Source organism: Streptomyces sp. SCPE 10 (assembly GCF_051980735.1).
GTDB classification, from domain to species: Bacteria; Actinomycetota; Actinomycetes; order Streptomycetales; family Streptomycetaceae; genus Streptomyces; species Streptomyces misionensis.
Genome location: NZ_CP197069.1, coordinates 5716240 through 5732509, shown reverse-complemented (window position 1 = coordinate 5732509; position 16270 = coordinate 5716240). Strand labels below are relative to the sequence as shown.

General features: G+C 72.1%; 12 protein-coding genes and 1 riboswitch. Of the genes, 4 read left to right on the top strand and 8 right to left on the bottom strand.

All coding sequences use genetic code 11. The features are described from left to right. Positions 1 to 76: 76 nt before the first annotated feature. From ACSP97_RS26495 to ACSP97_RS26485, 3 genes are all read right to left on the bottom strand, one after another. The gene (locus ACSP97_RS26495; RefSeq protein ID WP_355149307.1) at positions 77 to 820 is read right to left on the bottom strand and encodes a M23 family metallopeptidase; all 744 of its coding nucleotides are present in this window, start codon (positions 818 to 820) and stop codon (positions 77 to 79) included. 12 nt (positions 821 to 832) lie between these two features. After that, a riboswitch (cyclic di-AMP (ydaO/yuaA leader) is annotated at positions 833 to 995 on the bottom strand. A 220-nt stretch (positions 996 to 1215) separates the two neighbouring features. After that, the gene (locus tag ACSP97_RS26490) at positions 1216 to 2586 is read right to left on the bottom strand and encodes a M16 family metallopeptidase (RefSeq protein ID WP_355149455.1); all 1371 of its coding nucleotides are present in this window, start codon (positions 2584 to 2586) and stop codon (positions 1216 to 1218) included. A 17-nt stretch (positions 2587 to 2603) separates the two neighbouring features. Then, positions 2604 to 3998 (bottom strand): M16 family metallopeptidase, encoded by a 1395-nt coding sequence (locus ACSP97_RS26485; RefSeq protein ID WP_355149305.1) that lies wholly within the window; start codon positions 3996 to 3998, stop codon positions 2604 to 2606. A gap of 431 nt (positions 3999 to 4429) precedes the next feature. Between ACSP97_RS26485 and ACSP97_RS26480 the strand changes: the two genes are divergently transcribed. After that, positions 4430 to 6889 carry a DNA gyrase/topoisomerase IV subunit A gene (locus ACSP97_RS26480; protein WP_440554555.1) on the top strand — a complete coding sequence of 820 codons (2460 nt, stop codon included), beginning with the start codon at positions 4430 to 4432 and terminating at the stop codon, positions 6887 to 6889. A 17-nt stretch (positions 6890 to 6906) separates the two neighbouring features. On the opposite strand, the gene ACSP97_RS26475 is transcribed toward ACSP97_RS26480, so the two are convergent. Both ACSP97_RS26475 and ACSP97_RS26470 read right to left on the bottom strand, forming a co-directional pair. Then, entirely contained in the window at positions 6907 to 7998 is a 1092-nt protein-coding gene (locus tag ACSP97_RS26475) for a CobW family GTP-binding protein (protein WP_388292748.1), read from the bottom strand. Positions 7999 to 8063: 65 nt separating this feature from the next. Then, positions 8064 to 9227, bottom strand: a complete 1164-nt coding sequence (locus tag ACSP97_RS26470; protein ID WP_440554553.1) for a citrate synthase — start codon at positions 9225 to 9227, stop codon at positions 8064 to 8066. A gap of 122 nt (positions 9228 to 9349) precedes the next feature. Between ACSP97_RS26470 and ACSP97_RS26465 the strand changes: the two genes are divergently transcribed. From ACSP97_RS26465 to ACSP97_RS26455, 3 genes are all read left to right on the top strand, one after another. After that, positions 9350 to 10612, top strand: a complete 1263-nt coding sequence (locus tag ACSP97_RS26465) for a citrate synthase (protein WP_355149297.1) — start codon at positions 9350 to 9352, stop codon at positions 10610 to 10612. A 98-nt stretch (positions 10613 to 10710) separates the two neighbouring features. Continuing rightward, entirely contained in the window at positions 10711 to 11652 is a 942-nt protein-coding gene (locus ACSP97_RS26460; protein WP_440554551.1) for a sucrase ferredoxin, read from the top strand. Positions 11653 to 11686: 34 nt separating this feature from the next. Continuing rightward, positions 11687 to 13366 (top strand): sensor histidine kinase, encoded by a 1680-nt coding sequence (locus ACSP97_RS26455; protein ID WP_355524131.1) that lies wholly within the window; start codon positions 11687 to 11689, stop codon positions 13364 to 13366. Positions 13367 to 13379: 13 nt separating this feature from the next. On the opposite strand, the gene ACSP97_RS26450 is transcribed toward ACSP97_RS26455, so the two are convergent. The 3 genes from ACSP97_RS26450 to ACSP97_RS26440 all read right to left on the bottom strand — a co-directional run bounded on the left by ACSP97_RS26450 (position 13380) and on the right by ACSP97_RS26440 (position 16169). Further along, positions 13380 to 14432 (bottom strand): ABC transporter substrate-binding protein, encoded by a 1053-nt coding sequence (locus ACSP97_RS26450; RefSeq protein WP_440554549.1) that lies wholly within the window; start codon positions 14430 to 14432, stop codon positions 13380 to 13382. A 68-nt stretch (positions 14433 to 14500) separates the two neighbouring features. Continuing rightward, positions 14501 to 15364 (bottom strand): ABC transporter permease, encoded by an 864-nt coding sequence (locus ACSP97_RS26445; RefSeq protein WP_355328445.1) that lies wholly within the window; start codon positions 15362 to 15364, stop codon positions 14501 to 14503. Continuing rightward, positions 15354 to 16169 (bottom strand): ABC transporter ATP-binding protein, encoded by an 816-nt coding sequence (locus ACSP97_RS26440; RefSeq protein ID WP_355149288.1) that lies wholly within the window; start codon positions 16167 to 16169, stop codon positions 15354 to 15356. Before ACSP97_RS26440 ends, ACSP97_RS26445 begins: the two co-directional genes overlap by 11 nt. Between the last annotated feature and the right edge of the window lie 101 nt (positions 16170 to 16270).

Here is a 16270-nt window from a genome sequence, read left to right as displayed (position 1 = left end):
GGAACACCGCGGGAAAGGCGAAAGCCCCGGCTCGGTGGCCGGGGCTTCGGATGCCGTGCGGGGGCGTGCGGGCTCGTCAGACGTCCACGCCGTGGTTGCGCAGGTAGGCGACGGGGTCGACGTCCGAGCCGTAGTCGGGGCTGGTGCGCGCCTCGAAGTGCAGGTGCGGACCGGTGACGTTGCCGGTGGCGCCGGACAGGCCGATCTGCTGGCCCGCGGTGACCTGCTGGCCCACCGTGACGCCGATGGACGACAGATGGCCGTACTGGGTGTACATGCCGTCGGCCATGCGGATCACTATCTGGTTGCCGTACGCCCCGCCCCAGCCGGTGGAGACGACGGTGCCGACGCCGACCGCGTGCACCGGGGTGCCGCTGGCCGCGTGGAAGTCGATGCCGGTGTGGGACCCGGAGGACCACAGCGAACTGCTGGCCTCGTAGCCGGTGGACACGTAGGAGTGCGCGATCGGGGCGACGAAGGCGTTCAGCCGCCTGCGCTCGGCCTCGCGGGCGGCGCGGGCCTCCGCCTCGCGCGCCTCCTCCACCCGCTTGGCAGCGGCCTCCTGGGCCGCCTTGCGCTCGGCGGCCCGCTGCTGGGCGCTGGCCTGCGCGTCGATCTGCTGGGCGACGTCGTCGCTCGCGGCGAGTACGGGGGTGAGACCGGTCTGCTCCGCGGGGCGCTCGGCGGCGAGCGCCGGAGAGGCCGCGAGGGTGCCGATGACGCCGGTGGTCGTCAGGGCCGCGACGCCGGCCGCCTGGGCGGTGGTTCGCTTGACCCGGCCGGGCTTGCGGTGCTTCCCGGTGGCGCACATGAACGCCATGGAGTGGCTGGTCCTTTCCTTCCCTCTCGCCTACCGGGTTAGCTGACGGGTTCGGAGCAGGAAGGTCTCCTACGGGCTCCCTCGCGTCACGCGCGGGTGCCCGATTCACCCCAGGGACGTGTGGGTCCCCGGCTCCCCTGGCTCGCGCCGTACGGGGACTCGGCGATGGCTGCCCGGTGCCGCGGGTGCGGCGCACTGCCCGACGAACAGCCTGGACGAAGCTATGCGGACCGGCTCCCGATTCCCAAACAGATCGGGGTTTTTGTAGCGCATCCCACAGGGCAGACGGGCAACCTCCGCCCCAATTCGGACATCTGAGGGAGAGAGTGGAACAACAGGGGCCCTGACGACCCGTAGGTCGCCAGGGCCCCGTCCCCTGTGTGCCGTTACTGCCGCTACTCGGCCGCCACCACGGTGACGTCGCCGATGCCCAGCGCCTCGACCGGCGCCTTGATCTGCGCAGCGTCACCGACCAGGACGGTCACCAGGCGGTCCACCGGGAAGGCGTTGACGACGGCCGCGGTCGCCTCCACCGTGCCCGTGGCGGCCAGTTGCCGGTACAGCGTCGCCTGGAAGTCGTCGGGCAGGTGCTGCTCGACCTGGTCGGCGAGGGTGCTCGCGACGGCCGCCGCGGTCTCGTACTTCAGCGGCGCGACCCCGACGAGGTTCTGCACGGCGACGTCCCGCTCGGCGTCGGTCAGGCCCTCCGCCGCGAGGGTGCGCAGCACCTTCCACAGGTCGTCGAGGGCGGGGCCGGTGTTGGGCGTGTCCACGGAGCCGCTGATGGCGAGCATCGACGCGCCGGTGCCGTCCGGGGCGGAGCGCAGGACCTGGCCGAAGGAGCGCACCCCGTAGGTGTAGCCCTTCTCCTCGCGCAGCACGCGGTCCAGGCGGGAGGTGAGGGTGCCGCCGAGGCAGTAGGTGCCGAGCACCTGGGCGGGCCACACCCGGTCGTGCCGGTCCGGGCCGATCCGGCCGATGAGCAGCTGCGTCTGGACGGCGCCGGGCCTGTCCACGATGACGACGCGTCCGGTGTCGTCGGCCGTCACCGCAGGCACGGGCCGGGGCTCGCCGGGCGTGCCGGTCCAGGCGCCCAGGGTGTCGGCGAGCAGCGCGTCCAGGTCGATGCCGGTGAGGTCGCCGACCACCACGGCGGTGGCCGTGCCGGGGCGCACATGGCGCTCGTAGAAGGCGCGCACGGCGGGCGCGTCGATCTTCTCGACGGTCTCCTCGGTGCCCTGGCGCGGCCGGGACATGCGCGAGGCCGCCGGGAACAGCTCCTTGGACAGCTCCTTGGCGGCACGGCGGGCGGGGTTGGCCAGCTCGTGCGGGATCTCGTCCAGGCGGTTGCGGACCAGGCGCTCGATCTCGCTCTCGGCGAAGGCGGGAGCCCGCAGCGCGTCGGCGACCAGGCCGAGGCCCTTGGCCAGGCGGGAGGCGGGGACCTCCAGGCTGAGCCGGACGCCGGGGTGGTCGGCGTGCGCGTCGAGGGTGGCGCCCGCGCGCTCCAGCTCGGCGGCGAACTCCTCGGCGGAGTGCCGGTCGGTGCCCTCGGAGAAGGCGCGCGCCATGATGGTGGCCACGCCGTCCAGGCCGGCCGGCTCGGCGTCCAGGGGCGCGTCGAGCAGCACCTCCACCGCGACGACCTGCTGGCCGGGGCGGTGGCAGCGCAGCACGGTCAGGCCGTTGTCGAGCGCGGCGCGCTCGGGGGCCGGGAAGGCCCAGGGCCTGGCCTCGCCGGGCTGTGGCCGGGGGTGGAAGTCCATGGTGGCGAGCTGCTCGGTCACTTGGCCGTCTCCTCGTTCTCGTTCCCGGCCTCTACGGTGGCTTCCGACTCGGGGTCCTCGGGCAGGTCGGCGTCCTCGACGTTCTCCGGGGACTTGGGCTCGTAGACCAGGACCGCGCGGTTGTCGGGGCGCAGGCGGGCCTTGGCGACCTCCCGGACCTCCTCCGGGGTCACCTCCAGGATGCGCGGCACGGCGTTCAGGGCGAGCTGCGGGTCGCCGAACAGGACGGCGTAGCGGCACAGTTCGTCGGCGCGGCCCGCGACCGTGCCGAGCCGGTCCAGCCACTCGCGCTCCAACTGGGCCTGGGCGCGCTCCATTTCCTCGGCGGTGGGGCCTTCCTCGGCGAACCGGGCCAGCTCCTCGTCGATGGCGGCCTCGATGACCGGCACCTCCACGTCGCCGGAGGTCTTCACGTCCAGCCAGCCCATGGAGGGCGCGCCGGCCAGGCGCAGCAGGCCGAAGCCGGCCGCGACGGCCGTGCGGTCGCGGCGCACCAGCCGGTTGTAGAGCCGGGAGGACTCGCCGCCGCCGAGGACGGTCAGGGCGAGGTCGGCCGCGTCGCAGGCGCGCGTACCGTCGTGCGGCAGCCGGTAGGAGGCCATCAGGGCGCGCGCCGGGACCTCCTCGACGACGACCTCGCGCAGCTGCTCGCCGATGACGTCCGGCAGGGAGCCGTCCCGGGGCGCGGGCTTGCCGTCGTGGGCCGGGATGGAGCCGAAGTACTTCTCCACCCAGGCGAGCGTCTGCTCGGGGTCGATGTCGCCGACCACGGAGAGCACCGCGTTGTTCGGCGCGTAGTAGGTGCGGAAGAACTGGCGGGCGTCCTCCAGGGTGGCCGCGTCCAGGTCCGCCATGGAGCCGATCGGCGTGTGGTGGTAGGGGTGGCCCTCGGGGTACGACATGGCGGTCAGCCGCTCGAAGGCCGTTCCGTAGGGAACGTTGTCGTAACGCTGGCGGCGCTCGTTCTTCACGACGTCCCGCTGGTTCTCCATGGACTCGTCGTCCAGGGCGGTCAGCAGGGAGCCCATGCGGTCGGCCTCCAGCCAGAGCGCCAGCTCCAGCTGGTGGGCGGGCATGGTCTCGAAGTAGTTGGTGCGCTCGAAGCTGGTGGTGCCGTTGAGCGAGCCGCCGGCGCCCTGCACCAGTTCGAAGTGGCCGTTGCCCTTGACCTGCCCCGAGCCCTGGAACATCAGGTGCTCGAAAAGGTGGGCCAGGCCGGTGCGCCCCTTGACCTCGTGGCGGGAGCCGACGTCGTACCAAAGGCAGACGGCCGCCACGGGGGTCAGGTGGTCCTCGGAGAGCACCACGCGCAGACCGTTGGCCAGGCGGTGCTCGGTCGCTGTCAGGCCCCCGGAGCCTGCCTCGGCTGTGGTCGTGTGACCCATGGGCATGTACGTCCCTTCGCGAGCGGAGGCGGTTGTGGAAACCGCGTTTTTCCTGCCGTTCCTGCCACTGTATGCAAAGCGTGCGAGGCCCCGGCGAAGTTCCCGCGGCACGTACGCCCACAGCGGATCGCGTAGCCTGCGTCGGACCCGGATCCGTGATCGCCCGGGGCGCCGGGCGAGCCGCGCGGGCCGGGGTGCGGACAGGGGGCCGGGCGGAGCGCCGTCCGGCCCCGCGGCCGGACGCGGCAGGGTCGGGGGCCGTTCGCGGACGGGTCGTGGAGCCCGCCGGGGACGGCTCGTGGACCGGGTCGCGGCCCGGCTTGTCAGTGCCCCGGTCCACAATGGTCCGCGACAGATCCGTCAACCGCTTCAGCAAGAGCGAGCCGAAGGGTGCGCGCCCCGAAGGCGAGCGACCAGATCAGGAGGAGCCGGCAGCGATGGCCCGCCGCAGCACGAAGACCCCGCCGCCCGACGATTCGTACGAGGAGAAGATCCTCGACATCGACGTCGTGGACGAGATGCGTGGCTCCTACCTCGAGTACGCGTACTCGGTCATCTACTCGCGCGCCCTGCCGGACGCCCGTGACGGTCTCAAGCCGGTGCACCGCCGGATCGTCTACCAGATGAACGAGATGGGCCTGCGCCCCGAGCGCGGCTATGTGAAGTGCGCCCGTGTCGTCGGCGAGGTCATGGGCAAGCTGCACCCGCACGGCGACGCGTCGATCTACGACGCCCTGGTGCGCATGGCCCAGCCCTTCTCCATGCGCGTGCCGCTGGTCGACGGCCACGGCAACTTCGGTTCGCTGGGCAACGACGACCCGCCGGCCGCCATGCGGTACACCGAGTGCCGGATGGCCGAGGCGACGAGCCTGATGACCGAGTCGATCGACGAGGACACGGTCGACTTCGCGCCGAACTACGACGGCCAGGAGCAGGAGCCGGTGGCGCTGCCCGCCGCCTTCCCGAACCTGCTGGTCAACGGCTCCTCGGGCATCGCGGTCGGCATGGCCACGAACATGCCGCCGCACAATCTGCGCGAGGTCGTCGCCGCCGCCCGCCATCTGATCAGGCACCCGAACGCGGACCTGGACGCGCTGATGAAGCACGTCCCGGGCCCCGATCTGCCCACCGGCGGCCGGATCGTCGGCCTGGACGGCATCCGGGACGCGTACGCGACCGGCCGCGGCACGTTCAAGATGCGCGCGACGGTCTCGGTCGAGCCCGTGACCGCCCGCCGCAAGGGCCTGGTGATCACCGAACTGCCGTTCGCGGTCGGCCCGGAGAAGGTCATCGCGAAGATCAAGGACCTGGTCAACGCCAAGAAGGTCCAGGGCATCGCGGACGTCAAGGACCTCACCGACCGCGAGCACGGACTGCGCCTGGTCATCGAGATCAAGAACGGCTTCGTGCCCGAGGCCATCCTGGAGCAGCTCTACAAGCTGACGCCGATGGAGGAGTCCTTCGGCATCAACAACGTGGCCCTGGTGGACGGCCAGCCGCTCACCCTCGGCCTGAAGGAGCTGCTGGAGGTCTACCTCGACCACCGCTTCGACGTGGTGCGCCGCCGCAGCGAGTTCCGGCGCGGCAAGAAGAGCGACCGGCTGCACCTGGTCGAGGGTCTGCTCACCGCCCTGGTCGACATCGACGAGGTCATCCGGCTGATCCGGTCCAGCGACAACTCCGCGCAGGCCAAGGAGCGCCTGATGGGGCGCTTCTCGCTGAGCGAGGTGCAGACGCAGTACATCCTCGACACGCCGCTGCGCCGGCTCACCAAGTACGACCGCATCGAGCTGGAGGCGGAGAAGGACAAGCTCACCGAGGAGATCGCGGAGCTGACCCGGATCCTGGAGTCCGACGCGGAGCTGCGCAAGCTGGTCTCGGCCGAACTGGCCGTCGTCGCCAAGAAGTTCGGCACCGACCGGCGCACGGTCCTGCTGGAGTCGGCGGGCGCCCCCGCCGTGGCCGTGCCGCTCCAGGTGGCCGACGACCCCTGCCGGGTGCTGCTGTCCTCCACGGGCCTGCTGGCGCGTACCGCGACGGCCGAGCCGTTCCCGGAGCAGGCGGGCGCCAAGCGGGCCAAGCACGATGTGATCGTCTCGGCGGTGCCGGCGACCGCGCGCGGGGAGATCGGCGCGGTGACGTCGGCGGGCCGGCTGCTGCGGATCAACGTGGTCGATCTGCCGCAGTTGCCGGACACCGCGGGCGCGCCGAACCTCTCCGGGGGCGCGCCGCTGGCGGAGTTCGTCTCCCTGGAGGACGACGAGACGGTGGTGTGCCTGACCACGCTGGACGAGTCGTCCCCGGGCCTCGCGCTCGGCACCGAGCAGGGTGTGGTCAAGCGTGTGGTGCCCGACTACCCGTCCAACAAGGAGGAGTTGGAGGTCATCACGCTGAAGGAGGGCGACCGGATCGTCGGCGCGGTGGAGCTGCGCACCGGCGAGGAGGACCTGGTCTTCATCACGGACGACGCGCAGTTGCTGCGTTTCCAGGCCTCCATCGTGCGTCCGCAGGGCCGCCCGGCGGGCGGTATGGCGGGCATCAAGCTCGCCGAGGGCGTGCGGGTCATCTCGTTCACGGCCGTCGATCCGGCCGTCGACGCGGTGGTGTTCACCGTGGCGGGCTCGCGCGGCACGCTGGACGACTCGGTGCAGACGACGGCCAAGCTGACCCCGTTCGACCAGTACCCGCGCAAGGGCCGGGCGACCGGCGGAGTGCGCTGCCAGCGGTTCCTGAAGGGCGAGGACTGCCTCGCGCTGGCCTGGGCGGGCCCGGCGCCCGCCCGCGCGGCGCAGAAGAACGGCAGCCCCGCGGAGCTGCCGGAGCCGGACCCGCGCCGGGACGGCTCGGGCACCTCGCTGCCCAAGACGGTCTCGGTGGTCGCGGGTCCGGTGTTCTGACCGCCGCGGGCCGCGTTCTAGCCCTCGTAGGTCTCCTCCGTGTCCGGCTCCTCCTCGGAGCCCTGGACGTAGCGCAGGACGCCCCACATGCCGTGCTCGTCGGCGTGTGGGGCGTCGCTCGCGCAGCCCCGCAGTTCCTTGCCGAGCGTCTCGGTGTCGATGCCGGAGCCGATCAGCACCAGTTGGGTGCGGCGGTCCTCGGCGGGCGGCCAGGGCTCGGGGTAGAAGCGCAGGAACCGGCCGACGGCGTGCACGGCATAGCGGTTGCGGGGGTCGCACGGGCCGAAGTCGACATGTCCCTTGATCCGGTACAGCCCCTCTGGCCTGCTGTCCAGGAAGCGCATCAGGCGGCGCGGATCCATGGGGGCGCCGGAGGTGAAGGACAGGCTGTCGTAGCCGGTGTGCAGATGCCCGGTGTGCTCGTGCGCGCCGCGGTCGTGCAGGTCGTCGAAGGACAGCTGGCCGATGCGCTCCTCGCTCGGCCGGCAGTCGAAGAGGAACTCGGGGTCGACCCGGCCGTAGGTGGCGGGAGCGACGGCGGCCCGGTCGGTCAGGGAGCGCACCAGGGTGAGCACCCGTTCGGGGTCGGCGGCCCGGTCGAGCTTGTTGACGACCACCAGGTCGGCGAGGGCGAGGTGCCGGTCGATCTCGGGGTGCTTGGCGCGGGTGTCGTCGAACTCGGCCGCGTCCACGACCTCGACCAGGCCGCCGTAGACGATGTCGGGGTGCTCGCTGGCGAGCACCATGCGCACCAGTTCCTGCGGTTCGGCGAGTCCGCTGGCCTCGATGACGATCACGTCGATGCCGGCGGCGGGCGCGGCGAGCCGGTCCAGGTAGCCGTCGAGTTCACTGGCGTCCACGGCACAGCACAGGCAGCCGTTGCCGAGGGAGACGGTGGAGTCGCCGAGGGCGCCGGCGACGGCCAGGGCGTCGATCTCGATCGCGCCGAAGTCGTTGACGATCGCCCCGATCCTGCTGCCCGCGCTGTGGTGCAGCAGGTGGTTGAGGAGCGTGGTCTTCCCCGAGCCGAGGAAGCCGGCCAGTACGACGACCGGGATCTGCCGAGGACGACGGCTGCCGTCCGCACTGTGCGCCAAGCTGTTCCCCAAGGGGCGACCTCTCTCCTGTGAACCGGCTGCGGACCAGGATAAAAGGGTTCCCGGGGGCGGCTCGTCTAGGCCGCGGGAACCGCGACGGGCGCCTCGGGGCCGACGTAGCGGGCCACCGGACGGATGATCTTCGGGTCGGCCGCCTGTTCGAGGAGGTTGGCGCTCCAGCCGACGACCCGTGCGGCCGCGAAGGTGGGGGTGAACATCTCGCGGGGCAGGCCGCACAGTTCCATGACCACCCCGGCGTAGAACTCCACGTTGGTGTGGAGTTCGCGGCCCGGCTTCAGCTCGGCGAGGATGGCCTCGACCCGGCGTTCGACCTCGACGGCGAAGTCCACCCGGGGGCCGCCGAAGCCGAGGGCGATCTCCCGGAGCATGCGCGAGCGGGGGTCCTCGGTGCGGTAGACCGCGTGTCCGAAGCCCATGATCCGGTCGCCGGCCAGCACCCGTTCCCGGATCCACGGGTCGATGCGCTCCGGGGTGCCGATCGCGTCCAGGGTGTCCAGGGCCCGGCTGGGCGCGCCTCCGTGCAGCGGGCCGGACAGTGCGCCCACGGCCCCGGTGAGACAGGCCGCGACGTCGGCGCCGGTGGAGGCGACGACCCGCGCGGTGAACGTTGACGCATTGAATCCGTGGTCAATGGTGGAGATCAAGTATTGCTCGACGGCACGGGCCCGGCGCTCCTCGGGTTCCGAACCGGTCAGCATGTAGAGGTAGTTCGCCGCGTACGACAGGTCGTCGCGTGGCTCCACCGGGTCGAGCCCCCGTCCCAGCCGGTACAAGGCGGTGAGCAGGGTGGGCACGGCCGCGCACGCGGCCAGCGTGTCGGCGCGGCGCCGCTCGGCGTCCAGGTCGTACAGCGGCCGGAAGCCGCGGGCGGCACCCAGCAGGGACAGTGCCGTGCGCAGGCCGGCCAGTGGGCCGGAGCGGCGGCTCGCGGCGGCGATCGCGGGCAGGGCGGCCCGGACCTCCTCGGGCAGCCGGCGCAGTGCCGCGGTCTCGGCGGCGAAGGGGGCGGCGCGTTCGGCGCCGGGCAGCGCCCCGTGCACGAGGAGATGCCAGACGTCCTCGAAGCGCCGGGTGCGCGCGAGGTCGACGGCCGAGTACTGCCGGTAGTGGTAGAAGCCCTCCCGCCCCCGGACGTCGCCGATCTCCGTCTCGGTGACGACGACGCCGGCGAGGCCCCGCGGCACGTCGACAAGGGGCGTCGCGGTCCTGTTGATGGCCATGTCTCTCCTCCTGTGGACTTGATCCGACTGTCCATGCTTGACGAATATCCTGTCAATATTGATTGGATCAATGCTCAGCGAGATGTCCATCAAGATGTGCAGAGGCCGCTACCGTGACCCTCATGCGCGATCACGAACCCGTTCCCAACCGCCCCGGGCGAAGGCTGACCACCAAGGAGACCGCCGAGCTGCTCGGCGTGAAGCCCGAGACGGTCTACGCGTATGTGAGCCGCGGCCTGCTGAGCAGCAGGCGCGAGCCCGGCGGCCGCGCCAGCACCTTCGAGGCGCGCGAGGTGGAGGAACTGGCCCGGCGCAACCGCCGCGAGAGCGCCGGGGTCCCCGGCTCGGGCGGCGACCTCTCGGTGCGTACCCGGATCACGCTGATCGAGGCGGACCGGTACTACTACCGCGGTGTCGACGCCACCGAACTGGCCGCCCGCCACTCCTACGAGGAGGTCGCGGAGTGGCTGTGGACCGGCCGGCTCGCCCCCGGGACGGCCTTCACCGCGCCGGAGGAGACCCTGCGCGTCGCCCGCCGGGCCGTCAAGGCACTGCCCGAGCACACTTCCCCCACCGATCGGCTGCGGGTCGCGACGATCGCCGCGTCGGCCGAGGACCCGCTGCGCTTCGATCTGTCCGGGGACGCCGTGCTGAACACGGCGCGTGTGCTCATCCCCACCATGGTGGCCGCGCTGCCGCCGGTCCTGCGCGATCCCGGTGACGACGTACCGCTCGCCCACCGCCTGTGGGCGCGGCTGACCGGCCTCCCGGCCGACGAGGACGCCCTGCGCGTGCTGGACGCCGCGCTCGCCCTGCTCGCCGACCACGACCTGGCCGCCTCCACGCTGGCCGTCCGGGTGGCCGCCTCGGCCCGGGCGCACGCGTACGCGGCCGTCTCCGCCGGGCTCGGCGTCCTGGAGGGCCCGCTGCACGGCGCCAGCAGCGGCCTCGCCCACCGGATGCTGCTGGACGTGCTCGAACTGGGCACCGCCGCCCCGGTGATCGCCGACGAACTGCGCGCCGGCCGCCGCATCCCCGGCCTCGGCCACCGTCTGTACACCGGCGAGGACCCCCGCGCCCGGGTCCTGTTCGGCCTGCTGGAACGGCTTCCGCGCGCGGAGTCCGCGCTGCTCGCGGCCCGCGACATCGTCGCCACGACCGCCCGGCACACCCCGCTGCACGCCAACGTCGACCTGGCGCTCGCGGTGTTCACCGCCTCCTTCGGCATGCCGGCCACCGCCGGCGAGACGATCTTCGCCGTGGCCCGCACGGCCGGCTGGATCGCGCACGCCCTGGAGGAGTACGACGAGCGCCCGCTGCGCATGCGCCCCGTGGGCCACTACGTCGGCCCGCGCCCGCCCCAGCCCTTCCCGGGACCGCGCTAGCCGAGCCTCCCGCCGGGCCCCGTCCCCCACCCCTCTACCGGACACGACACGGCCCGGCCGGAAGTCGACCTACCGCAAGTCAGGTTAGGCTCACCTCTGTGAGTAGGTGCGCGACCGTCTCCCGAAGCCTCGACGAGCCCCTTTCGGCAACGGCAGCCACGGCGACGACATGGCTGCTGCTGGAACAGCCCGGCCCGTGGGGCGCCAAGGCGCTCACTTCCAGCCATCTGGACCCGGCGGTGGGCCGGGCCCTGGAGGCGGCGGCCGACGGCACTGGCGTGCGCGTCGCCCTCATCCGGCGCCCCGGCCGCCACGCCGACCCCGGCCCCTCCGAGATCCGGCGGGTGTACGCCGCCCACACCGTGCCGGGACGGGTGTGGCTGCACGGCGCCGTCACCCGCGATCCGCGCCGGCTGCTCGACCTGGACCTGCCCGCCCTCGCAGCGGGCGACCACCGTTCCTTCGCCGCGGTGCTCGGCGGGCGCCCGCACACCGGCGACCCGCTCGCCCTCGTGTGCACCAACGGCAAGCGCGACCGCTGCTGCGCCCTCCAGGGCCGCCCGCTCGCCGCCGAGCTGGCCGCCGCCGGGGAAAACGGGGTCTGGGAGGTCACCCATCTGGGTGGACATCGCTTCGCGCCGACGGTGCTCGTCCTGCCGTACGGCTACGTCTACGGACGTGCCGGGACCGCCACCGTCAAGGCGGCCCTGGACGGGGTCCGGGAGGGCCGGGTGGCGGTCGAGGGGTGCCGTGGCTGCTCCGCCTTCGAACGGCCGGGGCAGGCCGCCGAACTGGCGGTGCGTTCGGTGGCGGGCGAGCACCGGGCGGGCGTGCTGGGCGTCGTGCGCACGGATGGCGCGGCGCCGCGCTGGGAGGTCACCGTCGTCCATGCCGACGGGCGCCGCTGGCGGGTCACCGTGGCGCGCGGGGCGTCGTTGCCGCCGCGCCAGGAGAGCTGCGGCGCCGCGGTGCTCGGCACTCCGGCCCGGATGAACGTGGTGGCGGTGCGCGAAGTGCGGCCGACGGCGCTGGCGAGCTGAACCGCGCGCCGGGCGGAGCCCGTACTGTCCTCCCATGAGCCACACTCCCTCCGCACGCCGTCTGCGTCTCGGTATGCCACGGCGGGTGTTCTCGCAGGTGCTGCTGATGCAGGTCACGCTCGCCGCGGGAGTCGCGGTGCTGGCGACCGGCCTGTTCCTCGCGCCGCTGAGCAAACAGCTGGACCACGAGGCGATGCGGCGCGCGCTGGCCATCGCCGAGACCACCGCCCAGGACCCGCAGATCGCCCAGGGACTGCTGAGCACCCCGCCGACCAAGGACGGGCCGGTGCAGCAGGAGGCCGAGCGGATCCGGCGGGCCACCCACGCCGAGTACATCGTGGTGCTGGACCGGCACTGGGTGCGCTGGTCGCACCCGACGACCTCGCAGATCGGCCACAAGGTCTCCACGAGCCCCTCCGACGCCCTGGCGGGCAAAGAGGTCATGGAGATCGACCGGGGCACCCTGGGACGCTCCGCACGGGGCAAGGTGCCGCTGTACGACGCCGATCACCACGTCATCGGGGCGGTCTCGGTCGGCATCGCCTACGACAGCGTGCGCGCCCGCCTGATCAGCGCCATCCCCGGGCTGCTCGCCTACGCCGGGGGCGCGCTCGCGGTGGGCGCGCTGGCCGCCTGGCTGATCTCCCGCAGGGTGCAGCGGCAGACCCGTGACCTGGCCTTCTCCGACATCTCGGCGCTCCTCGCCGAACGCGAGGCGATGCTGCACGGCATCCGGGAGGGCGTGGTCGCGCTGGATCGCGGCGGCCGGATCCGCCTGCTCAACGACGAGGCGCGGCGGCTGCTGGGCATCGGCGACGAGGCGGTGGGCCGCACTCCCGACGAGGCGCTCGGCGCGGGCCGCACGACCGATGTGCTCGCCGGGCGGGTGACCGGGACCGATCTGCTGACGGTGCGCGGCCGACGGGTGCTGGTCGCCAACCGGATGCCCACCGACGACGGCGGTGCGGTCGCCACCCTGCGCGACCGCACCGAGCTGGAGCAGCTGGGGCGCGAACTGGACTCCACGCGCGGGCTGATCGACGCCCTGCGTGCCCAGGACCACGAGCACGCCAACCGCATGCACACCCTGCTCGGGCTGCTGGAACTGGAGATGTACGACGACGCGGTGGAGTTCGTCGGCGAGGTGGTCGGGGACCACCGGGTCACGTCCGAACAGATCACCGAGAAGATCCACGACCCACTGCTGGCCGCGCTGCTGGTCGGCAAGGCGACCGTGGCGGCCGAGCGCGGGGTGGCCCTGTGGGTGTCGGAGCGCAGCCGGCTCCCGGACCGGCTGGTCGATCCGCGGGGGCTGGTCACCGTGGTCGGCAACCTCGTGGACAACGCCCTGGACGCGGTCGCGGGCACCCCGCACGCGCGCGTGGAGGTCGAGTTGCGCACCGACGGCCGCACGGTCGTGCTCCGGGTGCGCGACACGGGCCCCGGGATCCCGCCCGACCAGCGGGAGTTGGTGTTCACCGAGGGATGGTCGACCAAGCGGCCACCCGCGCACGGCAAGCGGGGCCTCGGGCTGTCGCTGGTGCGCCGGCTCGCCGAGCGCCAGGGCGGCAGCGCCACCGTGGGCACCGCCGGCGGGGGCGGCGCGGAGTTCACGGTGGTGCTGCCGGAGGCGCTGAGCGAACCGGAGCTGGAGCCCCCGGCGCACGGCGGGCGACAGCTGACCGCGGAGCCGCCCGCAGGCCGTGCGGGTTGACGGCCGGTCGGGCTTACTTGGCCGCCTTGGCGAACTCCGTGGTGTACGTCTTGCTCAGGTCGACGTTGGCGTTCTTGATGTTGGGGTTGAACGCCTTGAGCACCTTCTCCACGGTCTCCGGCCCGTTCTGCGGCATCACGCCGTCGTCGGTGAACATCGGCAGGGTGCTCTTGATGGACTGGGTGTAGAGCGCCTTGTCGCCCTGGGAGTAGTCGGCGGGCATCTTGGCGGCGATCTCGTCGGCGCTGTGGGTGGACATCCACTTGAGCGTCTTGACGAATGCGTTGACCAACTTCTGGACGGTGTCCTTGTGTCCGTTCACCCAGTCCGTCTGCATGTACAGACTCGACGACGGGTACGGCCCGCCCAGCGCCTGCTGCGACCCCTCGGGGGTGCGCATGTCGAGCAGGATCTTGCCCGCCTTCTTGTCCAGGATCGTCGCCACCGTCGGGTCGGTGGTCATGCCGCCGTCGATCGAGCCCTTCTGCAGGGCGGCTATGAACGTCGGGCCCGCGCCCACGGCGACCGGGGTGAACTCGCTGACCTTCACGCCGTTCTTGACCGCCAGGTACTTGGTGAGGAAGTCGGTCGAGGAACCGAGTCCGGTCACGCCCAGCTTGCGGCCCTTGAAGTCCTTGGGCGAGGTGAGGTCGCCCGCGGCCTTGTCGGAGACGACCTCCACCTCGCCCGGCGCGCGCGAGAACTGGACGACGGACTCGACCGACTTGCCCTTCGTCTGGAGGTCGAGGGTGTGGTCGTAGAAGCCGACCGCGCCCTGCACCTGCCCGGCGACGAGCGCGGTCTCGGCCTGGACACCGGCGGGTTCGGTCATGAGCTGGACGTTCAGACCCTCGTCCTGGAAGTAGCCGAGGCGCTGCGTGAGCATCGCGGGCATGTAGATGACCTTGTCCAGCCCACCGACCATGATCTTGACGGTCTCGCCCTTGCCGCCGCCCCCGCTGCCGGTGTCGGCCGAGGAACCGGCCGCGTCGTTGGCGCAGGCGGTGAGCGAGGTGAGGGCGAGCAGGCCGGCGGCCAGGCAGGCGTGTCGGGCGGTCTTGCGCATGGCGGTTCACGTCCTTGTGAGTGGGCGGTGCGGGGAGGGCGTGGGGGGTGGTGCGGGGCGCCGGCGGATCAGCTGTCGGAACCGGCGGGCTTCCAGCGGAAGATGCGGCGCTCGGCGAAGGTCAGCAGGCCCTCCGCGGCGAGTGCGACGACGGCGAGGATGACCATCGCGGCGTACACACCGGCCGCGTTGAAGGTGTTCTGCGACTGCGCGACGAGCAGGCCGATGCCCTTGGTCGCACCGATGTACTCGCCGACGATGGCGCCGATCAGCGCGAAACCGAAGCTGACATGGAGGCTGGTGAAGATCCAGGAGGTGGCCGACGGAATGACCACCTGGAGGGTCACCCTGCGGTCGGTCGCGCCCAGGATGCGCGCGTTGGACACCAGGTTGCGGTCCACCTCGCGGGCTCCCTGGAAGGCGTTGAAGAACACTGGGAAGAAGACCAGCACCACGGCCGAGGCGACCTTGGAGGAGGGACCGAGCCCGAACCAGATCAGGAAGATGGGCGCGAGCACGATCCTCGGTATGGAGTTGAGCACCTTGATGTATGGACCAAGAACCTCGGCCAGCAAGCCGATCCGCCCGAGCGCGATGCCGAGCAGCACACCGGCGACCACACCGATCACCCAGCCGAGCAGGGCCTCGTAGAGCGTGTACCAGATCTGCTCGCCCAGGGAGCCGAGCGCGGTGCCGTGCATGACCCAGGTGGAGATCTGGTCCCAGATCTTGGAGGGCATCGAGAAGTTGAACGGATCGATGACCTTCGCCCGGGACAGCACCTCCCACAGCCCGAGGACCGCGACCAGAAGGACGCCCCGCGCGGTGTTGACGAGGAGCCTGCGGCGGCGGGCGGCCTGGGCCCGGCTGCGGGCGCGGTCGGAGACCTGGGCGCCGTCGGCGACCGGGGTGGTGAGAACCTCAGGCGACATGCGCGGCACCCCTCTCGCGGGTGATGCGGACCTCTTCGCCGAGGGACTCCCAGATCTCCCGGTAGATCTCGATGAAGCGCGGCTCCAGACGGACCGACTCGACCTTGCGCGGCCGGGGCAGGTCGATCTCGAAGACCTGCTTCACCGTCGCGGGCCCGGCGGTCATCACGACGACCTTGTCGGCCAGCGCGATGGACTCCTCCAGGTCGTGGGTGACGAAGACGACGGAGGCGCCCGTGCCCTCCCACAGCTCCAGCAGCTCGTCCGACATCAGCGCCCGGGTCTGCACGTCGAGCGCTGAGAAGGGCTCGTCCATCAGCAGGATCTCGGGGTCGTTGACGAAGGTGGCGGCGAGGGCGACACGCTTGCGCTGACCGCCCGAGAGCTGGTGCGGATAGCGGTCCTCGAAGGCCGCGAGCCCGACCCGGGCGAGCCATTCGCGGGCCTTCTCACGGGCCTCCGCCTTGGGCACTCCCCGGAACCGCGGGCCGGCCATCACGTTGGACAGGACCGTGCGCCAGGGGAAGGTGGCGTCCTGCTGGAAGACGAAACCGACCTTGCCGCCGACACCGTCGACCGGCTCCCCGGCCACCAGCACGTCGCCCTCGGTGGGCTCCTCGAGCCCGCTGACCAGGGTCAGCGTGGTGGACTTGCCGCAGCCCGTCGGCCCCACGACGGCCACGAACTCACCGCGCTCCACGGTGAGATCCAGGCCGCGCACGGCCGTGTGCAGTCCCCCGGACGGGGTCCTGAAGGTCTTGCTCGCGCCCCGCAGCTCGATGGCGGGGCTGGTGTGTGCGCTCATGGCCCGGGACGGTAGGTGCGGCCCGGCCCGTGCAGCAGTCTTGTGTGCGCAAGCCGTTCTTTTGCTCGCAAGCACCTGTTGTGCTCTTTTTGCTCGCGCTA

Coding starts and splice junctions, on each gene's coding strand:
- ACSP97_RS26440 (WP_355149288.1), bottom strand. CDS start 16,169: ATGAGCGCACACACCAGCCCCGCCATCGAGCTGCGGGGCGCGAGCAAG.
- ACSP97_RS26480 (WP_440554555.1), top strand. CDS start 4,430: ATGGCCCGCCGCAGCACGAAGACCCCGCCGCCCGACGATTCGTACGAG.
- ACSP97_RS26445 (WP_355328445.1), bottom strand. CDS start 15,364: ATGTCGCCTGAGGTTCTCACCACCCCGGTCGCCGACGGCGCCCAGGTC.
- ACSP97_RS26450 (WP_440554549.1), bottom strand. CDS start 14,432: ATGCGCAAGACCGCCCGACACGCCTGCCTGGCCGCCGGCCTGCTCGCC.
- ACSP97_RS26455 (WP_355524131.1), top strand. CDS start 11,687: ATGAGCCACACTCCCTCCGCACGCCGTCTGCGTCTCGGTATGCCACGG.
- ACSP97_RS26470 (WP_440554553.1), bottom strand. CDS start 9,227: ATGGCCATCAACAGGACCGCGACGCCCCTTGTCGACGTGCCGCGGGGC.
- ACSP97_RS26490 (WP_355149455.1), bottom strand. CDS start 2,586: ATGGACTTCCACCCCCGGCCACAGCCCGGCGAGGCCAGGCCCTGGGCC.
- ACSP97_RS26495 (WP_355149307.1), bottom strand. CDS start 820: ATGGCGTTCATGTGCGCCACCGGGAAGCACCGCAAGCCCGGCCGGGTC.
- ACSP97_RS26485 (WP_355149305.1), bottom strand. CDS start 3,998: ATGCCCATGGGTCACACGACCACAGCCGAGGCAGGCTCCGGGGGCCTG.
- ACSP97_RS26465 (WP_355149297.1), top strand. CDS start 9,350: ATGCGCGATCACGAACCCGTTCCCAACCGCCCCGGGCGAAGGCTGACC.